This window comes from Streptomyces sp. NBC_00075 (assembly GCF_045041225.1).
In the GTDB taxonomy this organism is placed as follows: Bacteria; Actinomycetota; Actinomycetes; order Streptomycetales; family Streptomycetaceae; genus Streptomyces; species Streptomyces adonidis.
Map to the genome: position 1 here is coordinate 2,813,492 of NZ_CP108243.1, position 22,649 is coordinate 2,836,140.

A 22,649-nucleotide genomic window follows, 5' to 3' on the forward strand; every position below is an offset into this window, starting at 1 on the left:
GCCACCGCGCCCGCGTGGTCAGTGCCCTGGCCGGCTTCCGGGGAGGTCGTCGGCTGGGCCGCGAAGCCCAGCCGGTTGTGCGGCCGCCACTTGGACTCGAACAGTTCCTGGTCCGCAGTCGCGGTCGCGCCATGTGGTCGGCTCCTCCCGTGTTGGGTCCCAAAAAGAGGGCTCGGGCGCTCTTCGGCACCTCCGCTTTCGCGCCAACTCCCCGCCGCGTTCCAGGGCCGCTTTCACGGCGTCGACGCAGGTGAACTGTCGGCAGCCGGCAGCGAATCGGCGAGATGCTGTGGCGTGCATGCCAACGGACGACGACCGCATGGCATCGAGAACCTCCAAGTCAGAGGCACGATGCTCGCTCACCTCATCGGTCGATGAGGACGATCCGAGCGGCCCTGGCCGGTTTGCGGTCGATGCAGTCCGGCCCTCGTGATGATCCATCAGTTTTTGTCAGTGCCCGCTGATACACCCATAACCACAGGGCAGCATCATCAAGTTGCCAGGTCACAGGAGGGGGAAAGGGCATGCCGCCGGAGGGATTTCACGAGGTTCGTCGCCACATCCGCAGGAACCCTCGGCCACGCGGCAAGAAGCTGGGCGGCTGGACCATCGCAGGAGTCGTCGCCTTCGTCTGGCTGTGGGGGCAGGTCTTCGGGTTCGGCAGCAGCGACAGCGGGGCCGAGACGAACAAGCCGGCCTCCACACCGTCGGTGTCCGCGTCGTCGAGCCGGTGATGGGCGGCATCCGGTTGCGATTGCGCGCGCCGCGCGGTCGCCGCGAACGGGTGGCAGCGGCTGTCGTCGCCCTGGCCGTGGCGACCATGCTGGTCCAGGCGGCCACGGTGCTGTGGCACGCGATCGTGCGCGGGTGGCCGCTCGCCGCCGCCGTGGCGGTGGCGGCCCTGCTGGCTGTCGTCTGGTGGCAGGTGCGGAGGGTTCGGCTGCGGCGGGCCCAGGCCGCGCTCGTCGCGACTCTGCGGCTCCCGCTCGTCCGGATTGACGCCCTCAGTGATGCGGAGTTCGAGTTCGCGCTTCGGGATCTCCTCATCCGGGACGGCTGGTCGGCGCAGCAGGTCGGGCAGGCTGGCGATCAGGCGGCCGACGTCATCGGCCAGCATGCGCAGCGTGGGCGGATCGTGCTGCAGGCCAAGCACACCACCGTCGGCGGCAAGGTCGACTCGAAGGTGATGTACCAGGTCAAGGGGACCGCCGGCCCCGTCCACAAAGCCGATGTCGCGGTCGTGGTCACCAACGGCGGCTTCACCCGGGATGCCAAGGCATGGGGCGAGCGGCATCAGGTCCACTGGGTCGATCGTGAGCGGCTGCGGCAGTGGGCCGAAGACGGAGTCCCGCTGCACACCCTGCTGCGCCTGCCCGCCCGCAGGACACGCAGGACATCGGTGCGACGGGCCGCATAGCGCGGGGGTCGCCGAGAGGCCAGGTCGGGGTAGACAAGGGGGAACGTTGTTCGACGAGGACGGGTCGCTGGACCCGGTGTTGAAGGTCATCCTCTGGCTGGTCCTCGGCTTGGCCATCGCCAAGGTCGCCTGGCAGTGGCTGACCGAGGACGCGTGGCCTTGGCTGCGCGACGATGTGGGTGGCTGGTTCACGGAGGACGTCTGGGGGTGGCTCATGGGGCATCCCTGGTGGTTCGCGCTGATCATCCTGGGCACCCTGGTGCTGCTGTGCTTCGTGGTCTTCTCCGACCGAGGCGGCTACGTTGTCGCCTACAGCGACACCGAAGACGTGGAGGAGGAGCACGCCACCGCGCCGGTCGCCGATGCGCCCAAGGTCCTGACCTTCCGGATGAAGCAGCTCGCCGCCATGAGCGCGGACGGCTTCGAGCAGGCGTGCGCCGACCTGCTCGCGCGGGACGGGTTCCAACGCGCCCGCCGGATCGGCGGCTCCGGAGACCTGGGGGCGGACGTCGTGGCCTGGGACGACGACGGCGACAAGATCGTTTTACAATGCAAGCAGTACAGCGGCACCGTCGGATCCGAAGCCGTTCAAAGGTTCAACGGCACCGCGGTGCCCGAACATCACGCGCAGGTGGCCGTCATCGTCGCCCTGAACGGGTTCACCCGGCCCGCGACGGACTTCGCCCGGCGCCACGGAATCGTCCTCGTGGGCCGGCCGGAGCTCAAACGCTGGGCCCACGGCGAGCATCTGTACGCCGTCGTCGACGAACAGCACTCACCGGCGTAGCCGACTAGCCCGATTTGGGCTGGCCGCCACGATCGCCGCAGCAACCCGCTGCTCGTGCGGGACGCGAGGGGTGACGTTGCTGAGTGCCACTACGAGGAGATGCAGGAAATCGTCGTCAACAACGTCGTGGTCCGGCAGACCCACAAGCAGCGTGCCCCGATTCCGGACAACGACCTGACGTCCCAGCGGGAGCTGCCGGGCCACCACGACCGGCCCAGCGTCATCAGCGAGTACCGCGAGTTCGTTCAGCGGCACTCAGGTGAACTCCCCTGGAACGCAAGGCCCAGGACGTAAAGGTCACCGGGCGGCAGGCCTACCTGTGGGCCGGAGCAGCCGCGTTCACTACGGGCGTGAACGCTGATGCCTACCGTTCCGTTGGCTACAATTCGTGACGGTATGACTGGGGGCAGAGTGATCCGCGCTCAGGTTCAATCTTGACTGGTACGCATCAGTGCGCCATTGGAGCCGGGGGCGTACTCGCGACGTGTGTTCTTCGCGATCTTTTGCCTGACGGCGTCGGCAAGGTCGACACCCTGCATCTCCGCGATCGCCGTCAGGTAGAGGAAGACGTCGGCGAGTTCTTCGCCGTGGTCAGGCAGGCCTTTGCGCCACGCCGTGAATGCCTCGCCGACCTCGGCCGTGAGCAAGCCGAACTCCAGGGCGATGTCGGTGGTGTTGAAGCCCTTGGCGAGTTTGTTCTCCCAGGCGAGCTTCTGGGCCTCGGCGATGTCCACGGCAGATCCCCTTGATGGTGCAGTGCGGCGTTCTCGGGGAACAGTAGCGAGGCTCAGGCGCCGGAGAGGCAAGAACGGGACAGGAGTCAGCCGGTGGGGCGGCAGCCAGCTTCTGGCGCCGTCTTGTAGGTGAGAACCGTCGCATGACTGTCCAGGAGCCGGAAGACGCGCTGGTAGGCGTGGGATATTTCGGCGATCACCTCCAGATCGGGTGCCTGACCGTCGCGGGCCTTGAGGCGGCCGTGCACGATGGCCGCGGGGGCGGTGAGGTGGAGGAAGACTCCGTCGCGGGTGGTGACGAGGTCGGCGAGTTCGAGTGCCTGGTCCCAGGTGAGGCGCGAGCGGTCGCGGTAAAGAGGGCCGTAGACGAGCTCGCTGACGAAGCTGCGGTCCAGGACGAGCCGGCCGGGCCGGGCGAGGAGACCACGGTAGCGGCTGGTCAGGTCCTGATGGTCCGGCGTGCGGGGTGAGTGAGCTGCGGTGAAGTCGTGCTGGGTGACGAGGAGGTCGGCCAGCGTGCTCTTGCCGACGCCGTCGCCGCCTTCGAGTACGACCGTGCGGTGGCCGGCGATCTCCTGCAGAGTCATCCGCCGAGCCACGCGGTCACCTCGTCCGGTGTACGGAGCACGGCGTCGACGCCGTACTGGATCATCAGGTTGCGGAAGTTGGGCTCGCGGCCTGCCGCATGGGTGTAGGCGCTGCATGGCAGATACGCGGCGACCGGCTGGCCCGTGGCGCAGGCTGCCCCGATGAGAAGGGCGGCTCCTGGCGGGGTCTCGGGGCCGGAGGTGTCGACGACGATGCGGGTGGAGCGGAGAGCGGTGGCCCAGTCGTGGCGCGCGGCCGTGAGGGGGTCGCCGGCGTCGAAGCGGGTCGGATGGAGGACTGTGGTCCCCGTGGTGGAGGGAAGTCCGGCGCGTGCTGGGGTGTACGGGCTGGGTTCGACGAACACCGTGTGGGCGTCTCGGGATGGGCGGGGTGTTGCCGCGGCCGGGGAGGGGAGTTGGAGGACGGCGTCGACGCAGGCCTCGGTGGCCTCCTGGATCTGGGTGTGGTTGCGGGCGGCGAAGTCTGCGAAGCGGCTGCCGCCCGTCGGCTCGCCGGGGGTGCCGAGACGGGGGACGCGGACGATGCGGGTGGCGAGGGCGTCCAAGAGAGGATCGGGGAACACGGAGCGTGGGCCGTGGAGGGTGGCGGAGTAGTCCTGGAAGTCGGTGGTCATCACGATCACGGGTGCGCCGAGGGCTGCGGCGTAGCCGATCTCCATGCAGACGCCGTCGTCCGGGCTGGGGCCGTGGACGATGGCGATGAGGGCGCGGATGCGGCGGAGGCGGTCGCGGTCGAGTTCGAACAGACGCTTGCCCTTGATGTCGGCGATGAGGTCCTCTTCGTCGGTGTCGCAGAAGGGGAGGAAGACCTGGTCTTCGCCGAGCTTGACGGCGAGGCGGTCGGCCAGGTCGGCGGCGAGGGCACGGTCGTGGGCGGCGAAGAGACGGTGTGCGACGTAGTGCATCGGGCGGCCTCCTGCTACGGGTCAGGACGTGGCGCGGCGTGGTGCGGGGACGGTAAGAGGGAACCGGGCCGTGTGGCGGGTGGCGGCCTGGACTGCGAGGTCGAGGGCGGCTGCTGGTGGAAGGTGTCGCGCGCGGTGCGCGAGGTAGGCGCCGGCCAGGGTGTCCCCGGCACCGGTGATCTGCCGGACGGTGGGAACGGTGGCGGGAGCGACAGGTCGTGGAGCGTGGCGGTGCGCGAGCACGCGGGCGGGGCGGGGGCCGTCGGTGATGACGGTCTCCGGGCAGGGGCTTGGGCGGCCGGTGTGGTGGCTGAGGAGCGCGTGTTCCTGGGCGTTGACGAAGATCGTGGTCGCGTGGTGAAGCCAGGGGGTGGCGGCGGGGATGAGCTGGGGGGCACTGGGGAGGTGGAAGTCCAGGCTGAAGGCGCAGCCCTGTGCGGTCAGTGCTTCGAGGACCGTGGGGACGTCAAGGGGGTGGCGGCAGCTGACGTGGAAGACGGCCCGGGGATGGCGGTCGATCACGTGGAGGGCGTGGGCGGTGAGGTGCCCGGCGGCCCCGTAGTCGGTGTCGACGTCCGTGACGGTTTCCGTTTCGTCGTAGTGGATGGTGAACGCGGCCGACGGCTCGGGGGCGTGGTGGAGGAGGCTCCAGTCCAGGCTGGGAAGACGCGTGTCGTCGGCCAGAGTGGAAAGGTCGTCTCCGACGGCGGCTGCGGGCGCGGCCGTCAGTCCGGCGCGGGCGGCCGCGGCGGCCAAGTGGAGGGCGGCGCCGCCGAGTTGGTGTGCCGGCCGGTGGCCGGGACGGTGGATGTGGTCGAGGGAGATGTTGCCGATCACGATGGTGCGCTGCATCGCGGCTCTCTCCTCGGTCAGGTCCGGGTGTGCGTGCAGTCGGTCAGAGCGGCGCAAGTAGGACGGCGCGTGCACAGGCGGGCGGGTGGCCGGTTGAGGTAGAGGCGTTTGAAGTAGATCAACACGAGGTGGGTCCACCAGGCCGGTGCCGCCTCGACCGGGATGGTGACATCCTGGCCCGCGGCCAGGGTCCGCAGGGCGTCGGTGTGGCGGGCGACGGCGTGCTCCAGCAGGGTGCGCAGGTGTTCGTGGGCGGCGGGGCCGGAGGGGAGGGTGAAGCCGAGGGCGGGGGCGAGCGTGGTGACCATGCCGGAGTCGACGGGGATGATGCCGCAGTGGTAGCCGCGGGCGTACAGGGCGGCGCACTGGGCGACCTTGTAGGAGGCTCCGCGCACCTCGCGGGCGAAGGCAGCGATGAAGGACTTGGCGTCCCAGGCGGCCGGGTCGGCGCCGTCCTTGTCCCAGCGAGCCAGGGTGTCGGCCAGGGAGTAGAGGTAGGTCAGACGGGCTTCGGTCAGGCCGAGCGGGGCGACCAGGTCGCGGGCCTGGTCGTCATCGAGGTCGATGAGGTCGTCGAAGCCGATCGTGTCGGCGTGTGCGAGGACGGCCGCGTAGGTGTCGACCATGCGGTAGTTGATCCGGGTGGACCAGCCGGCCGCGAGCATCCGCATGCGCGGGTCGGTGATGGTGGGCGGCCACCAGCGGTTGTGGTCGTGGTTGGCCTCCACCTCGGCGCGTACGTCGTCGAGGGCGGCTGCGCGGGTGACGAACGCCAGGACGCGGTCGTCGCTGCGCTTGGTGGGTCTGGTGACGGTCACGGCGCTGCTCCTGGAGCGGGCGAGTGGGTGTGGGTGGCGAGGGCGAGGTTGGAGGAGATCACGGGGATGCGCAGCTGCTCGTGCAGGGCGGCCGCAGCGGTCAGGGTTCGCCAGCCGGTGCACGACAGCACGAGTGCGTTGGCCTGGGCGAGCGCGGCCGGCGGAAGGCCGTCGCACAGCGTGAGGATCTGCCCGGGGGTGATGTGGGGGTAGCCGTCGTCGAGGCCGAGGCTGGCGTGGGCGGTTACCTCGATGCCGTGCGCTGCGAGGGCTTCGGCTTCGGCCTGGGTGACGGGCTCGGGGTAGGGGGTGGCCAGCGCGACGCGGGCCACGTGGCGCTGGTGCAGCGTGGCAGTGACGGCGTCGAAGGCAGTGATCACGCCCGGCGGCAGCGCGGGCCCGCCGGTGAAGCCGGCGGAGGTGCACGCCAGCACGGTGGTGTCCAGCGGCAGGTGCCGCAGGGAGTCGACGGCGCTGGCGGAGGCAGCCCGCAGCCCGTGCCAGAAGGAGTCGTCGACGGCGGTCGTGCGGGAGGCCGGCACGAGCCGAGCGTAGTGGAAGACCACGCCCGGCTCGCCGAGTTGGGGCAACTCCTCCTCAACCGCCACGTTGGCCCACGGCAGCAGCACGCCCACATGCCTCCGCACTGTCGCAGCGGGGTCAGCGGGCACGGTGAGTGCCGTAGATGACGCGCGGGGCGTGCCCGGTGACGGTGATGTCGGCTGGCATTCCCACCGGGACGACGGCGCCGGTCTCGATGATCTGGATCGCGTAGGAGCCCAGGCGTCGGAACCAGGTGCCGTGCTCGTCGACGAAGTAGGCGTGCACGCCGGGAATCTGAAGACCTGCGGGGTAGACGCGCTGCTTCATCGGCCGGTCCCATAGCTGGTCGATGTCAGCCTTCCAGGTGGCGAAGTGCTCCGCGGACGGCAGGCCCTGAAGACTCGTCTCTTCCTCCGCGAGCGGCGTCCCAGGGAACGCGCGGGCCATGCGGACGTTGGTGCGGTGGCACATCAGCCCCGCGTCGTAGATCCGCCGCAGGGCGGTGAGGTTGGCCAGGTGCGTGGCGTGGGTCTCGCCCGGCAGGCCGTAGATCAGGTTGAGACCGGGCAGCAGCCGGGGCAGCCCGCCCGGCCCGCGCTCGGCGCCGGCCTCGTTCACGTGCTCGACGGCGCGCAGCAGGATGTCCTCGATGCACGTCAGGGTGTTGCGTTCGATGACGGCCGGGTCGAACGACTCGATCCCCATCGGGGCGCAGTTGCCCTCGGTGCAGAACTCGGCGACCGTGGCCGCGATCCGCTTGCCGACCGGCGCGGCCACGGCCAGTGGGTCTGCGTTGTCGATGTGCAGCATCTGAAGGTCCGGGCAGCGCTCACGGATTCCGCCGAGCAGGGCCCGGATCGCCTCCTCGCTGCGGCCCTGGTAGGAGAAGAAGCACGTCTGCTGGCCGAGCCGGAAGTGCCGCACCCCCGCGTCGTACAGTTGCCCGGCCTCGGCCAGGACGTCTTCGACCGCCCGGTGCGCGACCGTCGGCGCCTTGGCCGGCTCGTTGCAAAACCGGCAGAAGGCGTTGCGGGTGCAGCCGCGGTACAGCTCCAGCTCGGCAACGGGCGCCCAGGGCATCTGTCCGATCAACTCGGCGAACGAGTCGCGGTCCGTCGCCAGCTGCCCGTACGGGGCGGGCTCGCGGCTCCCCAGGGCCAGGGTGGACGCGGTGACGGTGTGGGTGTGGACCGCGTCGAACAGCCCGGCCCAGGAAGCAGGCTCCGACAGGGCCCACGTGGCCATCGGACCAAGCAGGTAACGGCGGCCCCGCACGCAGGCCATCGCGCGGGCGATGTCGTCCTGTCCGGCGTTGACGGCGTGCAGGTGCACCGACGGGACCTTGTCGCCCGCCACCACGACCACCATGTCGGCATCGCGCAGCAGCTCCACCGCCTTGTCGCGGTTGACGGTCGCCGAGTACGTCAGCCGGTCGCTCAGCGGCGGCTCCACCGCAGGGCGGCCGCCGGCCAGGCACCAGCGGACATCGTCGATCGTCACGTACTTCACCTCGGCGTCGGGCCTGGCCCGGCGCAGGGCCGCATACGCCTGCCGCACGTATGCGGACAAGTAAGGGGGGACGCCCAGGCCACTGGGCTCGACGGTGTAGCAGTCCAAGATCACCACAGGGACGGTCACCGAGACTCCTCTCCAGTACCAGCTGATCGGGCCGGGCCGTCCGCACCGACGCGGGCGGCCCGCTCCACCTGGCCCACGCGAACGTCCTCGGCCGGAAGCCGGGTCATGAGCGTGTCAACATCCTTGTTCAGGACCGCTGTTCGGGCGGAGGGAAAGTTCAGTCAAGCTCCGCGTGCGCACCCCCGGAAGAGGGGAAGATGTAGTCCTCCGTAGTCCCGCGTAGTCCAGGGACGGGGTGACGGGATGACGCCTGCACCGCACGCACAGCACCTCGCGTACCTGATCAGCTCAGCCTGCCGGAAACGTGGCTGGGGACCGACCCAGCTGGCACGTGCTGTCGGCCGGGCCGAGGGCAGCGGACCCGACCGATTACAACGTCAGTACGCACGCAAGTGGATGACCGGCGAACGTACGCCCGACTACTGGTGGCCCTACGTCGCCCGCGTCCTCGAACTCGACCCCGACGCCAGAGGCGTCCCGCAACCGCCCCTCACACCGGCCCCCGCCGATACCGTGGCCTCAGTCATCCAGCTGGGAAGGAGCGACCTCGAGGTGGACCGCCGGAAGTTCCTCACCGCGTCCAGCGGCTACGCCCTCGCCGCCCTCGGCCTGCCCGACCCCGACAGCATCACCCGTCGTGTCCACAGCGCACCCGCTGGAGCCGTCCGCGTCGGGCGCGGCGAAGTGGCCGCCGTCAAGATCATGGTGAAGAGCCTCGGCGACTCCGCGTCCGAGCTCGGCGGCGGACACGCGCGCCACCTCGCCGTGCGCTACCTCACTGAAGACGTTGCACCGTGGCTGAACGGAAAGTACACGGAGGCCACTGGCAGAGAGCTGTTCGCTGCCGCTTCCCAGCTCGCCCACCTCGCCGGCTGGATGGCGCAGGACGAAGGCGACTCCCCCGAGCTTCAAGGCCTCGCCCAGGGCTACTACGCCCACGCCTACGGGCTCGCCGCCGAAGCCGGCGACCGCGAACTCGCAGCCACGGCCTTGCGAGGGCTCGCGGTCCACTGCATCGACCTGGGCTACCACGCCGAAGCCGTCCAGCTCAGCGAAGCCTGCGTCACCTACGGACGCGACCTCGACAATCCGCGCGCTGTGGCCTACTACAACGCCACACTGGCCAACGCCGCCGCTCAGGACAACGACCGTCGCCTTGCCTCCCAGCACCTCGCCCTTGCCGAAACCGCCATCGGCCGCCCCCAGACCGGCCCCACCGACTCCTGGGCCGCCCACTACTCCCCAGGCCGCTGGGCTCACGAAACCGGCATGATCCTCAACCGCCTCGGCGACCTCACCGCCGCCGAGGAACACCTTCTCCTCGCCCTCAACTTCCACGGGGTCGACCGCCGACGTACCCGCGCCATCGTCACAGCCGACCTCGCGGGGGTCCGCCTGCGCCGAGGAGATACGGACGGCGCTCTCACGACGTGGTCCGACTTCCTCGACTGCGCGGAGGGCATCCGCTCCGTCAAAGTTCGCTCGGCCGTTCAGGACATGTCCGTTCGACTACGCCGTCTCCCGAACAATCCGAAAGCACAAGAACTCAGAAGTCGCGCCGCAGCCCTCGCTTGAGACCAGTCCGGCCGGCGCAATCCCGCAATGGAGCCGGTGTCCTATGCGAGCACCAGCCGCCAGCGCCGAAATGCCCAGTGCGTGTCCCCGTCCCAGGTCTGCAAGATGGAGAGGCTACGGGAGCAGGTAGCCAGGAGCTGTTCGACGATGCGGTGATCGGCGAGGAGCCGTTCCGTCTGCTGGAGCAAGATGGTGTCGCCGAGCTCGGTCAGGTGGACACCGTCGCTCGACAGACCAGTTGGTTCGCCGGTGAGGTGCTGCGCGGCGGCCGTGTTGTAGCGCGAGCTCAGCGTTCATGGCCGTGACGGTCTTGGGGTTGGTCCTCGATCGGGCCGAACGGGGTTTCGGAGACGACTACGATCCGGCGGGAGTATCCGCTGAGTTGGTTGAGCATCCCGGTCAGGTGCCGGGTGTACTCGCCGGGGTCGACCGCCTCGGGCATCCGGTTCTGGAAGCGGCGCCAGACGTCGTTGATGCCGCATCCGAGAACCTGCCCCTGCCGAGAACCTCATCCGCCCTAGTGGGAGGCGCTGTGGTGGCGTGCCGGGATCTGCGGGAGCATGACCGGCCATGCTGCTGCGACTGGCCTATCCGGGTGTGACGACCATGTTCGCCCTGCTGCGCCTACTGCCGATGAGCGACCATGGCAAGGACATCGAGATCCTCGTTCTGCGCCGTCAGCTCATGGTGTGGGTCGTTCGCCACGGCTACCGACACCTGGGCCCGGATCCAGCAGCCCTGCCCAGTACGGCCTCTACGCTGCCGTCATGACGCTGAACGCCGACGAGCATGAGCTCCTACGCCTGATCGCCCAGTCACCTGAGCCCGTGGCCGCCTCCGACTTCTTTCACATCATCCACCCAGCGAACTTCGAACGCAGCGCCGCCGAGGGAGACTCTCGGCGTGTGGCGTGGCAGGAGAAGCAGTTCGGGCTCTACAAGGCCATGATCGATCTGCACGACGGCGGTCTCATCCAGATCGTCCACCCGGCGAACGGAGAGCGGCCAGACCTGATGGAGGCCACCGAGGCTGGCCATGCTGCTCTGAACTGAGGGCCTTCGAGAACGATCTCGCGCGGCGCTCCTGGCCGGTGGTGAACGTACGCGATGCCCATCTGCTGCGGACCGGCCCTGCAGTACGTCTACGCGCTGTGGAGCCTGTTCCAGGAGCATGAGCGCCGGATGCCCGTCGTCCTGGTGGGACCCGAGCGGATCCGGTCCGTGCTGCGCCGGCCGTCACTCGCCAGCCTGGGGAGCTGCGTCTTCATCTGGCACCGCCTCACCCCGTGAACGCACGAGACCTCGGGCCTCGACAGGCCTGAGGTCCGGTGGGGTTCAGAGGCCGCTCGGGCATCGCGCCGGCCCGCTCCGAGGCCGGACTTGAGAACGGTGGTTCGCCCGAGTAGCGGCCTGTCTGCATGGAGGGTTGGGGCGGGGGCATCTCCGGTCGCCGATCCCTGAAGCATGATCCGGGCCCGGAACCCAATTCTCGTCACAGTGACGATTAATCGGGTATCCTGCTGTCAGAGCTGATGAGTCTTCGTCCATCGGGCGCGTCATCGGCAGAAGGAGACATACATGGCAAGCGAAGACGCGACCGGAGCGGTCACCATCCCGGCCGGGGGTCTCATCGAGCCTCCGATGGCCATGGCGCTGAACATGCACTCAAGTCCGGGCGTGTACGCGCTGCTGCTGGGAGCCGGTATCTCGATCGCCTCTGGGGTGGAGACCGGCTGGGGTGTCGTGAAGGACATCGTCGGAAAGGTCGCCGCCGTCCGCGACCCCGACAACCCTGACGCCCGGAACGAGGCTATGGCCGACCCCGAGAAGTGGTGGGAGGCCAACACCAGCGAGCCCCTGGGCTACTCAGCCCTGCTGGCCGCCGCGGCGCCGAAGCCCGCCTCCCGGCAGGCGATGCTGGCGAAGTACTTCGAGCCCGAGGAAGGCCAGGACGACAGCAAGGGCCCGACTGCGGCGCACCGGGCCATCGCCCAGCTGGTCAAGCGCGGCAGCATCCGCGTCATTCTCACGACCAACTTCGACCGGCTGACCGAACGGGCACTGCAGGAGGTAGGAATCTCGCCCCAGGTGGTAAGCCGCCCGGAGCAGATCAAGGGGATCAAGCCGCTCGCACACAGCCAGGTCACCGTGATCAAGCTGCACGGCGACTACGCCGACCTGGAGCAGCGCAACACCGTCGATGAACTGGAGGCCTACCCCGACGAGCTCCAGCAGCTTTTGGAGCGGGTCCTGGACGAGTACGGGCTGGTCGTGTGCGGGTGGTCCGCGGACTGGGACAAGGCGCTCGTCCGAGCCGTCGGGTCCACCCGGTCGCGCCGGTACCCGCTGTTCTGGTCGCAGTACGGCCGGTTCAGCGACGCCGCCCAGGCTCTCACCGCCCAGCACGACGCGGTGGTGATCGACGGCAAGAACGCGGACGAGCTGTTCACGGACCTCGTGCGCCGCATCGAAGCCCTCGACCACCTGACCACCGCGCCCATCACCCGGGACGCGGCCGTCGTCCAGCTCAAGCGAGCCCTGCCCGATCCCCTCCGCCGCATCGAGCTTTTCGACCTCGTCGACCAGTCCGTCACCCAGATCATCAACCGCAGCACGCCCGAGCACCGACCGGTGCTGGCCACGTCCACCACCTGGGCCGACACCTTCGGCTCCAATGTCCGGGGATACCGGGCCGACAGCGACACCCTGCTGCACCTGCTGGCCAACGGGGTCTTCCACGACGACGGCACCCACGACCACGTATGGCGGCGCGCCGTCGAGCGCCTGGTGCGGCTGCGGGACAGCATGCCGGGCACATACAACGAGTACTTGGAGAAGATGCGCCACCTGCCGGCGCTTCTGGCCACCTGGACGATCGGCGTCGCCGCCGTTCTCAGCCGCCGCGAGGAACTGCTGGCCACCGCCCTTTACCGCCCGGAGTGGACCGTCCCTCACTCCGGACACCCCCGCCGCGGACCAGCCTGGTACCTCAACCCCCTCCGGATCCTCAGCGCTGAGGGCCTCCACGACATGCACCGTGCGGACAACGGGAACAAGTTCCTCTACCCACAGAGCAACTGGATCAAGGAAACACTCCGCGAGCCCTTCCGGCTCGTCGAGCCGAGCGACATCGCCTACCGCGAAGCATCCTCCCGGTTCGAGCTCCTGGCCTCCATGATCGCCATGGACACCGACAAGCCCGACCTCGCCAACCCCTGGGCCGGAGAGTTTTTCCTCGACTCCACCTGGGGCCACGACGGCAATGGGCTCACCGCCATCGAAGCGGAACTCACCGATACCTGGCCGTTGTTGCGCGCCGGTGGCTTCGGCGGCCAGCTCCTCCGCGCCCAGGAAGCCTTCACCGACGTTACTGCCTGGAGGGGCCAGTACGGCAGAACGTGGTGATCCACCGCCACAATCACCCCGGCCGCTGCGCTGCCGGGCATGCGCCGTGCTGCGCGGTCATACCGCAGCCGCCCCCGCCCGCCCGGGCCGCCTGCCGGCAACGCGGGAGTCGCCAGCAGGCGGCCGGTACCGCAAGGGCGCAGGCTGATGCTGTGGAGTGGCCTGTAGACGTCGCCTTCGCGCGGCCCGTGCCGCAGCTGCCGAAGGGCCCGTGGGCGTATGAGATCAAGTTATGGACAGGGTTTGGTCTTGTCCGTTGTCCGGTCCGGTAGAGGTCGATTTCTGTCCTAGGTGACAGTGCTGCCCGCATTCCGGAAAGTCCCCGAGTTGCGGTAGGCGGTCTCTGACGTCCGGCGTAGCAGCTGGCTGTTGACTAGGCTGCCACCTGGGGAGCGAAAGATCTGTGGGGGCTCTATGGGGGAGATGTCCGGTGGTCGCCGTGCTGCAGCAGAACGGGCGGTGGACGAGCTAGGCCTCGTCGGACGGGCCTACGAGGCCGCCCGTCTCGCCGAGATCGTGCGCCCCGGGTCCGAGAACCCGTGTGCTGTGGTCGTTGGGGAAGCGGGGGCGGGAAAGACCGCCCTGCTGCACGCCGCGCGTCGCGTGGCCGAGCAGCAGGCGATGGCGGTGTTGGAGCTGCGCGGTACGGCGAACGAGCAGCATCTGCCGCTGGCGGGTCTGCATCAGCTCCTGCGCCGCGCGCTGCACCGGGTGTCCGCTCTTCCCGAGCATCAGCGGGCGAGCCTGCACGCTGCCTTCGGCCTCAACCAGGCGCAGCAGCCTCCCAACATGCTGATGCTGTGCCTGGCCGTGCTGACGTTGCTGACGGACATGGCGGACGACAATGGGTTGCTGATCTGTGTCGACGATGCTCAGTGGGTGGACGACACCACCCTGGATGTCTTGGGGTTCGTGGCCCGGCGCCTCGACGGCCTCGATGTCTGTGTCCTGATCGGCGCGCGGGGGGAGGTGCCCCGCCAGTTCGCAGACGGATTGCCCCTGATCCGGCTGGAGCCGCTGACGTCATCGGCAGCAGGCCTGCTGCTCGATCACACGTCGAGCCCTCCTGAGGGCTTCGATCGGGAGCTTGTGCTGGCGCAGGCCGAGGGGAACCCTCTGGCTCTGGTCGAGCTGGCCAAGGCGGTGCAGGACGGGCGGCGCTTGGATCTGGCCGGGAGGGGCTCCGGGGTGCCGCTCACCGAGCGTCTTGAACGTCTGTTCGCTGGCCGGCTGGGTGCCTTGCCCGATTCCACCCGTCAGGCGCTGCTGGTTGCTGCCGCATCCGACAACACCGCGTTGACCGCGCTGCCGGAGTGGCTCAGAGAGCCGGAGGTGTGGCTGCCTGCCGAGCAGGCCGGGCTCGTGTCGTTCTCGGCCGGCGCCGTGACCTTCGCCCACCCGCTGATCCGCGCTGCCGCCTACCAGGCTGCTCCTGTCGCCGCACGCCGTGCCGCCCACCGTGCTCTGGCTGCCAGCCGTACCCATGCTCCCGACCGTCGGGCCTGGCATCTGGCCGCTGCCGCGTTCGCTCCCGACGAGGAAGCGGCCTCGGCACTGGAGGCGGCGGCCGACCGCGCTTTGCGCCGGGGAGGCACGGCCGAGTCGCTGCAAGCCCTGGAACGCGCAGCCCATCTCAGCCCGCATCCGCAGCTGCAGGCCGCCCGCTTCGCCCGGGCCGCGTTGACCGCCGTCCTCAGCGACGAAGCCGAACGTGCCATCGCGCTGGCCGCGCGTATCACCGAGCTGACACAGGACCCTGCGCTGCTTGGGCAGGCAGCTATCCTCCAAGGCTGGGCCGCGTCGACCGCCAACCGCAACGCCGAGGCTGTCGCGGTACTCCTGGCCGTCGCCGAAACCATGGCCTCGGCGGCACCCGAAGTGGCCATCCACGCGCTGAGCGTGGCGACCAGTGCGGTGCTGCACTCCGGTGACGATGCCCACCGAGTGCAGATCGCCCAGGCCTTGGAGAGGGTGGCCCCGGTGAAGGCGCCCTACACGACGTACCGGCTCTGGGTACAGGCCGCCACCGAGCCCACCGGTCGCCGTGACTCCTGCGTCGCTGACTTCAACGCGGTAGCCGACACCCCTGCCGTCGACGCCGCGGAGCAGTTCCTGCGCGGAGGTCTTGCCTCGTTGTTCGACGAGACCGAACTCGCCGTACGCCTGCTGGCACCGCTCGTCGACCCGCACAGTTCCCTGTCCGGTGCCGGACCCAACAGCATGGCCATGACCACCTACGGCTGGGCCCTGTTCGACGCCGGCCACTGGACTGCCGCCGAGATCACCGCCCAGCAGGCTGCCGAAGTCGCTGGCAGCAAGAATCCCGGACTGTCCTCCGCATGGACACTGACCTTCACCGCAACACTGGCCGCAGTCTGCGGACAAGCCCAGACCGCTCAGCAGCACGCGGAGCAGGCCCTGTCCTCGATCGCACCCCACCCGGTGCGCTCCGCGATGGTGAGGGCCCACCGGGCATCCGGCATCGCCGCAGCGACCCTGGGCGACCCGGAGGCGGCATACCGGTCCTTCAGACGCCTGTTCACACCGGACGGCGAGCCCTTCCACTACCACCTGTCCGACTACGGCCTGGCCGATCTTGCTACTGCGGCCCACACGCCGCACCAAGTCGACGAAGTACGCACGATCGTCGAGCGGGCCGAACAGCGGCTGCGCGGCTGCACCTCCCTGCGCCTGGAACTACTGCTGGCGCATGCCCGTGCCCTCGTGACCCCATCGGACGACGCCGAAGGCCACTTCCGTGCCGCGCTCGACGACCCGGCCGCAAGCCGCTGGCCCTTCGAACGGGCACAAGCTCAACTGGCCTTTGCCCAATGGCTGCGCAGGCAACGTCGTATCAGCGACGCCCGAACGCTGCTGACGGCATCGCTCGAAACATTCGACGCTCTCGGTGCCGTGCCCTGGGCCAAGCGGGCCCGCACCGAACTGCGGGCCTCAGGCGTACCGGTGGAAGCGGCGAACAATACCCCTCTGGATGAACTGTCGCCTCAGCAGCAGCAGATCGTGCGCATGGCCGCCCAGGGCATGACCAACAAAGAGATCGGGGAACGCCTCTTCCTCTCCCCCCGAACCGTGGGATTCCACCTGTACCGGGTGTTCCCCAAACTCGGCATCACCTCCCGCCACCAACTACGCGACCTCATCGGTGGCGACGAGCCCGGCCGCTGACAGCCTGATCTCCCCCGCCTGCGGGGACGGCCGCACCGATCGGCCCCGCTCTACACCATGGGGCGGCCGCTGGCGGTCCGTGCGGCGGGGACCTCGGGCTGGACGACGTCCCAGTGCTCGACGATGCGATCGCCCTCGAAGCGGAAGATGTCGACGATGACCACCGGTTCGGGCCCCCAACCCAGCACGCGGCTGTGGGCCATGACGAGGTCGCCCTCCTCGACCATGCGCTGCGGCTGCCAGGAGAAGTTCTTCAGCGTCGGGACGATGGCGCGGATGCCGTCGAGGCCGTCGGGCATCTGGGGGTTGTGCTGGGCGTAGGGCTCGCTCCAGTAGCGGTCCAGGGCGCTCAGATCGCCGTTTTCGAACAGCTCGTGCATGGCCCTGCGGGCGATGGCCTTGCGGTCGTCCACCACAGCGGACCCGTCCAGCGGCTTGAGGGTGCCGTTCATGACCGCTGTGCGGCCATCGGGCAAGGACGCCACCGAGCGGAGCGTGCCGCCGGCGAAGTCCTCCAGATGCGTGACGTGCGCACCGGACTTCTCCGTCCACGTCGTGAAGTACACGCCGGGCCTGACTGCAGACATCGCGGTAGTGACGGTCTCGGTGTAGCCGTCCTCGGCCAGGCCACCGCCGTTGACGATGGTGAAGGTCAGGCTGGTCTCGGACGTGAAGTGCAGTCGTACAACGAGGTTGCCGAGGTCGGCCAGGTAGTGCCTGCCGAAGATACTGCGCACAGGCATCCGCCTTTTGTGTCAGGCCGGGTGAGCCAGCGTGGGCTGACTCACCCGGTGCGGGGACGTTGCTGGAACGACCAGGCACACCGAGGTGGGCCGGGAGGGAATCTGCCCGTTGGTGGCGTGGCTGGTGAGTTACTGCTTGTCGAGGCCGAGGAGCTGGAACTCCCAGGCGAGGCTGGTGCCGACGCTGCCGCCGTGGGCGAAGAGGATGTCGGCGAATCCGGGGACGGTTGCCTCCCGTGCCCAGTCGCGTTGCCATTCCCCGGCGACGGCCATCCAGGTCAGGGGGACGACGCCGGCCTGGACCATGCGCTGGACGGCGCGTTCGTGGGCTTCGGGGCTGACGCCGCCGCAGGCGTCGGTGACGGCGAAGACCTTGTAGCCGTCGGCGAGGGCGTGGACGGCGGGGAAGGCGACGCAGATCTCGGTCCACAGCCCGGCGATGATGAGATTCTTGCGTCCGGTGGCGGCCACGGCGTCGACGATGCGCTGGTCCTCCCAGCTGTTGACGGTAGTGCGCTCGATGGGTTCCTGATCGGGGTAGACGTCTTGGATCTGCGGGATCAGGCGGCCGCCGCGGTCGGCGACGACCGTGGTGAGGATGGTGGGTACGCCGAAGAGTTTGGCGGCCTTGGTCAGGCCGGCTGCGGCGTTGACGACGGCGCCGGGCTCGTGGCTGTGCAGGCCGGCGAACTGCGAGCCCTGGTGGTCGATCATGAGCAGGACACTGTCCTGCGGTGTGACCAGGGCCTGTAAGCCGGTGTAGGGGGTGGCAGCGGTCATGTCGCGTCTCCCGTGTCTCAGGCGGCCCGCGTGTGTGGGGCCGGTATCGCGTTCACCCTGACCTGCCGCACCGGTTGCGGGCGTCTGTCAGGTGACTGGTCCTGGCAACCCGCGGTGTGCCGCGAACGCCGCTGGCGTCCGGCCACGGCGCGCTTGCACGCCACGGTGCGGGACCGGCGCACGCCGCCGGTCGTTGCCCCGATGTGCGCAAGGGGCTGTGTCGCTGTTCAGCGCCGCGTACGGCATTCGGGTCCTGCCCAGCGACGAGTGCGCGGACCGTTGGTTCTCCTGGGTGGTGACGGGCGGCAGGGCTTCGTGCGGTGGACATGCCTGTACGGCAGGACCAGTCACGTGACAGACGCGGGCCTGTCACCGGACGCAGCACGCTGTTCGGACCTGCACGGCGCCCTGGACCAACGTGGCGGCTGTTCGTGCAGGGTGACGACCTTCCGATCCGCGGGGTTCTTTCCCGATTCACTGATGAGGAGGGCCCGAGATGGCCCCCAGTGCTGTTCCCGTGGTGCTGATCCACGGTTTGTGGATTCATCCGGCGAGTTGGCAGAGCTGGATTGAGCTGCTGGAGGAAGCGGGCTACGACCCGATCGCGCCGGGCTGGCCCGGTGTCGGGGAGACGCCGGAGGAGACGCGGGCGCATCCGGCGGCGACGGCCGGGTTCGGCATCACGGACATCGCCGACCACTACGCGCGGATCATCGCCGACCTGCCGGTGAAGCCGCTGGTGATCGGGCACTCGTTCGGCGGTCTGATCGCGCAGAACCTGCTGGGCCGCGAGCTGGTGTCGGCGGCGGTCGCCATCGATCCCGCTCCGATCCGGGGCGTGAAGCCGGTGCCGGTGTCGACGCTGCGTTCGACGTTCGTGGCGCTGGGCAACCCGGGCAACCGTTCCAAGGCGGTCTCACTCAATGCCAAGCAGTTCCGTTACGCGTTCGGCAACGCCCTGCCGGCCGATGAGTCGGACGACCTGTACGCGCGGTGGGCGATACCCGGCCCGGCCCGGCCGCTGTTCGAGGCCGCCTTCGCCAACTTCAGCCCGTCCTCCCCGGCCCGGGTCGCCACGCGCAACAGTGCGCGGGGCCCGCTGCTGCTGATGTCGGGCGGCAAGGACCACATCGTGCCACCGGCGGTGGTGCGCTCCGCGGCCAAGCAGTACCGGCATTCCTCGGCGCACACCGAGGTGCGCGAGTTCCCCGACCGCGGCCACTCCCTCACCCTCGACCACGGCTGGCGCGACGTCGCCGACGCCGCCGTGGCCTGGCTGGACAAGAACCGCCTCGCCTGACTTCTTCCCCGGCGCACCTCGCACCGCTTCGCATCGGCGATCCGGCCCGGCGGCGACCTTCGGCAGGCGCCGACCGGTCGAGGTGCGCTTCACTCCTTCACGCTCCGGCGTGCTGACCTGTTCGGAGAATCTCGTGACTGTTCCTTCTGCCCCTTCCCGGCGTTCGGCGCTGGCGTTCGCGGCCGCCGTAGCGGCCGGTACGGCTATGACGGCCGCGCCCCTGGCCGAGGCCGCCGCCGGCTCCAAGGCCGCCGGTGGCGGCACCCGGGCGACGATCGTGCTCGTCCACGGCGCCTGGGCCGACGCCTCCGGCTGGAGCACGGTGGCAGGCCACCTGCTGGAAGCCGGCCATACCGTCATCGCCCCCGCCATACCGCTCAGAGGCCTCTCCTCGGACGCCGCCTACCTCGCCAAGCTGCTGGAGGCGACGCCGGGCCCGCTGGTGCTGGTAGGCCACTCCTACGGCGGTGCCGTCATATCCCAGGCCGCCGCGGGCAACGACCGCGTGCGGGCGCTGGTGTACGTGGCGGCGTTCATCCCGGACACGGGGGAGTCGGCGGCTGCCCTGGCGGTGAAGTTCCCCGGCTCGCACCTCAGCGACGACCCACACGCCGAGATCCCCACCGCCCTCAAGCCCGTCCCCTACGACGGCGGCATCGACCTCTATCTCCGGCCGGACAAGTTCCGGGACGTCTTCCTCTCCAACCGGCTGTCCCGTCAGCGTGCGGCGGTCCTGGCCGCCACGCAGCGTCCGGCCGGCGCAGTGGCGCTGGGCGAGCCGGCGCAGGCCGCCGCCTGGAAGAGCGTGCCCTCCTATGCGCTTGTCGCCCGCGCGGACCGCACCATTCCCCCGGCCGCCGAACGCTTCATGGCCCAGCGCGCGGGCGCCCGCACCGTCGAAGTGGACGCTCCGCACGCCGTCCACCTCACCCATCCCGAGACCGTCTTCCGCGTCATCCGGCGCGCTGCGAAGGAGACCAGCTGATGCCGCATATCACCGTGGGCGAGGAGAACAGCGCCCAGATTGAGCTGTACTACGAGGACCACGGCAGCGGGCAGCCGGTGGTGCTCATCCACGGCTACCCGCTGGACGGTCACTCCTGGGAGAAGCAGCTGCCGCCGCTGCTGCAGGCCGGGCACCGGGTCATCACCTACGACCGGCGCGGCTTCGGCCGCTCCTCCAAGCCCGCCACCGGCTACGACTACGACACCTTCGCCGCCGACCTCGACCACCTGCTCACCACGCTGGACCTCACCGACACAGTCCTGGTCGGCTTCTCGATGGGCACCGGCGAAGTCGGCCGCTACCTGGGCACCTACGGCTCCGACCGGATCGCCAAGGCGGTCTTCCTCGCCTCGCTGGAGCCGTTCCTGCTCAAGACCGACGACAACCCGGGCGGCGTCGACCAGCAGGTGTTTGACGGCATCCTGGACGCCGTCACCACCGACCGCTACGCCTACTTCGCCAGCTTCTTCCAGGCCTTCTACAACCTCGACGACACCCTCGGGAGCCGGATCAGCAACGAGGCGGTCAGCGCGAGCTGGGCCGTCGCCGCCACCTCCTCATCGGTGGCGGCGGTGGCGTGCGTGCCGACGTGGCTGACCGACTTCCGCGGCGACGTGGCCCGCATCGATGTCCCCGCGCTGATCGTGCACGGCACCGCCGACCGCATCCTTCCCATCGATTCCACCGGCCGGCCGTTCCATGCGCTGCTGCCGTCGGCGGAGTACGTCGAGATCGACGGCGCCCCGCACGGCCTGCTGTGGACCCACGCCGACGAGGTCAACGCCGCCCTGCTGTCCTTCCTCGCCAAATAACACGGCCGTGCTGCGCGGCTCAGCGGCTCGGCCAGGTGGCGAGGGCCTGCTCGGCGACACGGTGCAGCTCGTCACGGCCGGTGCCGCCGGCCGCCTGCACCGAGATGCCCTGGCCGACCGCCGTCAGGCACCGGGCCAGGGCGTCCGGGTCTGCGGTGGCGGGCAGGTCGCCCTCGGCCTGGGCGCGCTCGAACCGGGCGCGCAGCGCGCCGACGCCGGACTCCCGCCGGGCAGCCAGGTCCTTGCGGGCAGGCTCACCGTCGGGGCCGCAGGCGAGGGCGGACTGGACCAGCAGACAGCCGCGCGGGCAGCCGGGCGTGGTGTAGGCATCCGCGCAGCCGTGCAGCATCGTCTCGGCCACCTGGCGGGCCGTGGGCTGCTGCATGGCTGCGGCGACGAACGCGCCCGGGCCTGCGAGGTAGCGGTCGACGACCCTGCGGAACAGCTCCTCCTTGTTGCCGTAGGCGGCGTAGATACTGCGCCGGTTGATGCCCATGACCTCGGTGAGCTCGTTCAGCGAGGCGCCCTCGTAGCCCTCGGCCCAGAACAGCCGCATCGCCTTGTCGAGAGCCTCGTCGGTGTCGAAGGAGCGGGGCCGACCTGTCCTGGCCATCCAAGCCTCCCGAAAAAGAAGTCTGCCGCCGCGGAATGGATCCGCCGGGGCCCGTGTTGGACCCACCACGACATAGTAACCGAACAGTTCGGAAATACGAATGTCGCTGAGACGGAGCAAAAAGATCATGACCACGCAGCTCGCGGACGACGCCACCGCTTCGACACAGGCCCCGCTCGCCGGGAAGGTCGCCCTGGTGACGGGCGGATCCCGCGGCATCGGCGCCGCGATCGTGCGCCGCCTTGTCGCTGACGGCGCCGCCGTCGCGTTCACCTACTCCAGCGCCAAGGACACCGCCGAGGCCCTGGCCGAAGAGATCAACCAGTCCGGGCACAAGGCGCTGGCGATCCAGGCCGACAGCGCGGACGAGGAGGCGGTCCGCGCCGCGATCGCCGAGACGGTCCAGCACCTGGGAACCCTGGACATCCTGGTGAACAACGCGGGTGTCGCTCACGTCGCGCCGCTGGAGGAGTTCCCTCTGACCGAGTTCGACCGCATGATCGCGGTCAACGTGCGCGGCGTGTTCACCGCCATCCAGGCCGCCGCGCCCCACCTGGGACAGGGCGGACGCATCATCACCATCGGCAGCATCAACGCCGACCGCATCCCGGTGCCCGGTGTGGGCGTGTACTCCCTGACCAAGGCGGCCGTCGCCGGCCTCACCCGGGGCCTGGCCCGCGAGCTCGGTCCGCGCGGCATCACCGTCAACACCGTGCAGCCCGGCCCCACCGAGACCGACATGAACCCCGACGCCGGCCCGTTCGCCGAGTCCATGAAGCAGCTCATGCCGCTCGGCCACTACGCCCAGCCCGCCGACATCGCCAGCGCCGTGGCCTACCTCGCCCGCCCCGAAGCCCGGTTCATCACCGGCACCAGCTGGGACGTCGACGGCGGCTTCGCCGTCTGACATCCCTCAAGCAGCCGGGTG

25 protein-coding genes are annotated in these 22,649 nt (G+C 69.6%); 14 read left to right on the plus strand and 11 right to left on the minus strand.

Features of this window, described 5'->3' with window-relative positions; translation table 11 throughout:
- The first annotated feature begins 524 nt into the window (after window positions 1-524).
- From OG787_RS11835 to OG787_RS11850, 4 genes are all read left to right on the plus strand, one after another.
- Window positions 525-734: a hypothetical protein gene (locus tag OG787_RS11835; protein WP_405535130.1), complete on the plus strand. Its 210-nt coding sequence runs from the start codon at window positions 525-527 to the stop codon at window positions 732-734.
- Entirely contained in the window at window positions 734-1,417 is a 684-nt protein-coding gene (locus tag OG787_RS11840; protein ID WP_405535131.1) for a restriction endonuclease, read from the plus strand. The genes OG787_RS11835 and OG787_RS11840 overlap by 1 nt, the downstream gene beginning before the upstream one ends.
- A 46-nt stretch (window positions 1,418-1,463) precedes the next feature.
- Complete coding sequence (locus OG787_RS11845; protein WP_405535132.1) at window positions 1,464-2,204, plus strand: restriction endonuclease; 741 nt, start codon at window positions 1,464-1,466, stop codon at window positions 2,202-2,204.
- 99 nt (window positions 2,205-2,303) lie between these two features.
- Entirely contained in the window at window positions 2,304-2,498 is a 195-nt protein-coding gene (locus OG787_RS11850; RefSeq protein WP_405535133.1) for a hypothetical protein, read from the plus strand.
- Between the two features lie 134 nt (window positions 2,499-2,632).
- On the opposite strand, the gene OG787_RS11855 is transcribed toward OG787_RS11850, so the two are convergent.
- The 7 genes from OG787_RS11855 to OG787_RS11885 all read right to left on the minus strand — a co-directional run bounded on the left by OG787_RS11855 (window position 2,633) and on the right by OG787_RS11885 (window position 8,302).
- Entirely contained in the window at window positions 2,633-2,938 is a 306-nt protein-coding gene (locus OG787_RS11855) for a MazG nucleotide pyrophosphohydrolase domain-containing protein (protein WP_405535134.1), read from the minus strand.
- Window positions 2,939-3,024: 86 nt separating this feature from the next.
- Window positions 3,025-3,525: a hypothetical protein gene (locus OG787_RS11860; RefSeq protein WP_405535135.1), complete on the minus strand. Its 501-nt coding sequence runs from the start codon at window positions 3,523-3,525 to the stop codon at window positions 3,025-3,027.
- On the minus strand, window positions 3,522-4,451 hold the full coding sequence (locus OG787_RS11865; RefSeq protein WP_405535136.1) for a nucleoside 2-deoxyribosyltransferase: 930 nt from the start codon (window positions 4,449-4,451) through the stop codon (window positions 3,522-3,524). The genes OG787_RS11860 and OG787_RS11865 overlap by 4 nt, the downstream gene beginning before the upstream one ends.
- A 21-nt stretch (window positions 4,452-4,472) precedes the next feature.
- Window positions 4,473-5,303 (minus strand): PfkB family carbohydrate kinase, encoded by an 831-nt coding sequence (locus OG787_RS11870; protein ID WP_405535137.1) that lies wholly within the window; start codon window positions 5,301-5,303, stop codon window positions 4,473-4,475.
- A 17-nt stretch (window positions 5,304-5,320) separates the two neighbouring features.
- Window positions 5,321-6,121: a hypothetical protein gene (locus OG787_RS11875; protein WP_405535138.1), complete on the minus strand. Its 801-nt coding sequence runs from the start codon at window positions 6,119-6,121 to the stop codon at window positions 5,321-5,323.
- The gene (locus OG787_RS11880) at window positions 6,118-6,792 is read right to left on the minus strand and encodes a hypothetical protein (protein WP_405535139.1); all 675 of its coding nucleotides are present in this window, start codon (window positions 6,790-6,792) and stop codon (window positions 6,118-6,120) included. Before OG787_RS11880 ends, OG787_RS11875 begins: the two co-directional genes overlap by 4 nt.
- Window positions 6,782-8,302, minus strand: coding sequence for a radical SAM protein (locus tag OG787_RS11885; RefSeq protein ID WP_405535140.1), 1,521 nt, complete (start codon window positions 8,300-8,302; stop codon window positions 6,782-6,784). Before OG787_RS11885 ends, OG787_RS11880 begins: the two co-directional genes overlap by 11 nt.
- Window positions 8,303-8,698: 396 nt before the next feature.
- On the opposite strand from OG787_RS11885, the gene OG787_RS11890 reads away from it, so the two are divergent.
- Window positions 8,699-9,877 (plus strand): tetratricopeptide repeat protein, encoded by a 1,179-nt coding sequence (locus OG787_RS11890; protein WP_405535141.1) that lies wholly within the window; start codon window positions 8,699-8,701, stop codon window positions 9,875-9,877.
- A 286-nt stretch (window positions 9,878-10,163) separates the two neighbouring features.
- On the opposite strand, the gene OG787_RS11895 is transcribed toward OG787_RS11890, so the two are convergent.
- Window positions 10,164-10,319, minus strand: a complete 156-nt coding sequence (locus tag OG787_RS11895) for a hypothetical protein (protein ID WP_405535142.1) — start codon at window positions 10,317-10,319, stop codon at window positions 10,164-10,166.
- A 128-nt stretch (window positions 10,320-10,447) separates the two neighbouring features.
- Between OG787_RS11895 and OG787_RS11900 the strand changes: the two genes are divergently transcribed.
- The 5 genes from OG787_RS11900 (at window position 10,448) to OG787_RS11920 (ending at window position 16,467) form a co-directional block, all read left to right on the plus strand.
- Window positions 10,448-10,648, plus strand: a complete 201-nt coding sequence (locus OG787_RS11900; RefSeq protein WP_405535143.1) for a hypothetical protein — start codon at window positions 10,448-10,450, stop codon at window positions 10,646-10,648.
- Complete coding sequence (locus OG787_RS11905) at window positions 10,645-10,929, plus strand: hypothetical protein (protein WP_405535144.1); 285 nt, start codon at window positions 10,645-10,647, stop codon at window positions 10,927-10,929. Before OG787_RS11900 ends, OG787_RS11905 begins: the two co-directional genes overlap by 4 nt.
- Window positions 10,930-10,983: 54 nt before the next feature.
- Entirely contained in the window at window positions 10,984-11,166 is a 183-nt protein-coding gene (locus tag OG787_RS11910) for a hypothetical protein (protein WP_405535145.1), read from the plus strand.
- 288 nt (window positions 11,167-11,454) lie between these two features.
- On the plus strand, window positions 11,455-13,281 hold the full coding sequence (locus OG787_RS11915; RefSeq protein ID WP_405535146.1) for an SIR2 family protein: 1,827 nt from the start codon (window positions 11,455-11,457) through the stop codon (window positions 13,279-13,281).
- 414 nt (window positions 13,282-13,695) lie between these two features.
- Window positions 13,696-16,467, plus strand: coding sequence for an AAA family ATPase (locus OG787_RS11920; RefSeq protein WP_405535147.1), 2,772 nt, complete (start codon window positions 13,696-13,698; stop codon window positions 16,465-16,467).
- Between the two features lie 50 nt (window positions 16,468-16,517).
- Here OG787_RS11920 and OG787_RS11925 read toward each other — a convergent pair whose 3' ends face one another.
- Complete coding sequence (locus tag OG787_RS11925) at window positions 16,518-17,210, minus strand: MoaF-related domain-containing protein (protein WP_405535148.1); 693 nt, start codon at window positions 17,208-17,210, stop codon at window positions 16,518-16,520.
- A gap of 129 nt (window positions 17,211-17,339) precedes the next feature.
- Window positions 17,340-17,990 carry a hydrolase gene (locus tag OG787_RS11930; protein WP_405535149.1) on the minus strand — a complete coding sequence of 217 codons (651 nt, stop codon included), beginning with the start codon at window positions 17,988-17,990 and terminating at the stop codon, window positions 17,340-17,342.
- 496 nt (window positions 17,991-18,486) lie between these two features.
- Here OG787_RS11930 and OG787_RS11935 point away from each other — a divergent pair, with 496 nt between their 5' ends.
- The 3 genes from OG787_RS11935 (at window position 18,487) to OG787_RS11945 (ending at window position 21,108) form a co-directional block, all read left to right on the plus strand.
- Window positions 18,487-19,290, plus strand: a complete 804-nt coding sequence (locus OG787_RS11935; protein ID WP_405535150.1) for an alpha/beta hydrolase — start codon at window positions 18,487-18,489, stop codon at window positions 19,288-19,290.
- Window positions 19,291-19,423: 133 nt separating this feature from the next.
- Window positions 19,424-20,275, plus strand: coding sequence for an alpha/beta fold hydrolase (locus OG787_RS11940; protein WP_405535151.1), 852 nt, complete (start codon window positions 19,424-19,426; stop codon window positions 20,273-20,275).
- On the plus strand, window positions 20,275-21,108 hold the full coding sequence (locus tag OG787_RS11945; protein WP_405535152.1) for an alpha/beta fold hydrolase: 834 nt from the start codon (window positions 20,275-20,277) through the stop codon (window positions 21,106-21,108). The genes OG787_RS11940 and OG787_RS11945 overlap by 1 nt, the downstream gene beginning before the upstream one ends.
- A gap of 19 nt (window positions 21,109-21,127) precedes the next feature.
- Here the strand turns inward: OG787_RS11945 and OG787_RS11950 are convergent, their stop codons facing one another.
- Window positions 21,128-21,721 carry a TetR/AcrR family transcriptional regulator gene (locus OG787_RS11950; RefSeq protein WP_405535153.1) on the minus strand — a complete coding sequence of 198 codons (594 nt, stop codon included), beginning with the start codon at window positions 21,719-21,721 and terminating at the stop codon, window positions 21,128-21,130.
- 127 nt (window positions 21,722-21,848) lie between these two features.
- Between OG787_RS11950 and OG787_RS11955 the strand changes: the two genes are divergently transcribed.
- Entirely contained in the window at window positions 21,849-22,628 is a 780-nt protein-coding gene (locus OG787_RS11955; RefSeq protein ID WP_405535154.1) for a 3-oxoacyl-ACP reductase family protein, read from the plus strand.
- Window positions 22,629-22,649: the final 21 nt, after the last annotated feature.

What these genes read in the sequence shown, in the direction of transcription:
- OG787_RS11835 (WP_405535130.1), top strand. Translation starts at nt 525, where the DNA reads ATGCCGCCGGAGGGATTTCACGAGGTTCGTCGCCACATCCGCAGGAAC.
- OG787_RS11840 (WP_405535131.1), top strand. Translation starts at nt 734, where the DNA reads ATGGGCGGCATCCGGTTGCGATTGCGCGCGCCGCGCGGTCGCCGCGAA.
- OG787_RS11850 (WP_405535133.1), top strand. Translation starts at nt 2,304, where the DNA reads ATGCAGGAAATCGTCGTCAACAACGTCGTGGTCCGGCAGACCCACAAG.
- OG787_RS11860 (WP_405535135.1), bottom strand. Translation starts at nt 3,525, where the DNA reads ATGACTCTGCAGGAGATCGCCGGCCACCGCACGGTCGTACTCGAAGGC.
- OG787_RS11865 (WP_405535136.1), bottom strand. Translation starts at nt 4,451, where the DNA reads ATGCACTACGTCGCACACCGTCTCTTCGCCGCCCACGACCGTGCCCTC.
- OG787_RS11870 (WP_405535137.1), bottom strand. Translation starts at nt 5,303, where the DNA reads ATGCAGCGCACCATCGTGATCGGCAACATCTCCCTCGACCACATCCAC.
- OG787_RS11890 (WP_405535141.1), top strand. Translation starts at nt 8,699, where the DNA reads ATGACCGGCGAACGTACGCCCGACTACTGGTGGCCCTACGTCGCCCGC.
- OG787_RS11895 (WP_405535142.1), bottom strand. Translation starts at nt 10,319, where the DNA reads ATGCCCGAGGCGGTCGACCCCGGCGAGTACACCCGGCACCTGACCGGG.
- OG787_RS11900 (WP_405535143.1), top strand. Translation starts at nt 10,448, where the DNA reads ATGCTGCTGCGACTGGCCTATCCGGGTGTGACGACCATGTTCGCCCTG.
- OG787_RS11905 (WP_405535144.1), top strand. Translation starts at nt 10,645, where the DNA reads ATGACGCTGAACGCCGACGAGCATGAGCTCCTACGCCTGATCGCCCAG.
- OG787_RS11910 (WP_405535145.1), top strand. Translation starts at nt 10,984, where the DNA reads ATGCCCATCTGCTGCGGACCGGCCCTGCAGTACGTCTACGCGCTGTGG.
- OG787_RS11915 (WP_405535146.1), top strand. Translation starts at nt 11,455, where the DNA reads ATGGCAAGCGAAGACGCGACCGGAGCGGTCACCATCCCGGCCGGGGGT.
- OG787_RS11920 (WP_405535147.1), top strand. Translation starts at nt 13,696, where the DNA reads ATGGGGGAGATGTCCGGTGGTCGCCGTGCTGCAGCAGAACGGGCGGTG.
- OG787_RS11925 (WP_405535148.1), bottom strand. Translation starts at nt 17,210, where the DNA reads ATGCCTGTGCGCAGTATCTTCGGCAGGCACTACCTGGCCGACCTCGGC.
- OG787_RS11930 (WP_405535149.1), bottom strand. Translation starts at nt 17,990, where the DNA reads ATGACCGCTGCCACCCCCTACACCGGCTTACAGGCCCTGGTCACACCG.
- OG787_RS11935 (WP_405535150.1), top strand. Translation starts at nt 18,487, where the DNA reads ATGGCCCCCAGTGCTGTTCCCGTGGTGCTGATCCACGGTTTGTGGATT.
- OG787_RS11945 (WP_405535152.1), top strand. Translation starts at nt 20,275, where the DNA reads ATGCCGCATATCACCGTGGGCGAGGAGAACAGCGCCCAGATTGAGCTG.
- OG787_RS11950 (WP_405535153.1), bottom strand. Translation starts at nt 21,721, where the DNA reads ATGGCCAGGACAGGTCGGCCCCGCTCCTTCGACACCGACGAGGCTCTC.
- OG787_RS11955 (WP_405535154.1), top strand. Translation starts at nt 21,849, where the DNA reads ATGACCACGCAGCTCGCGGACGACGCCACCGCTTCGACACAGGCCCCG.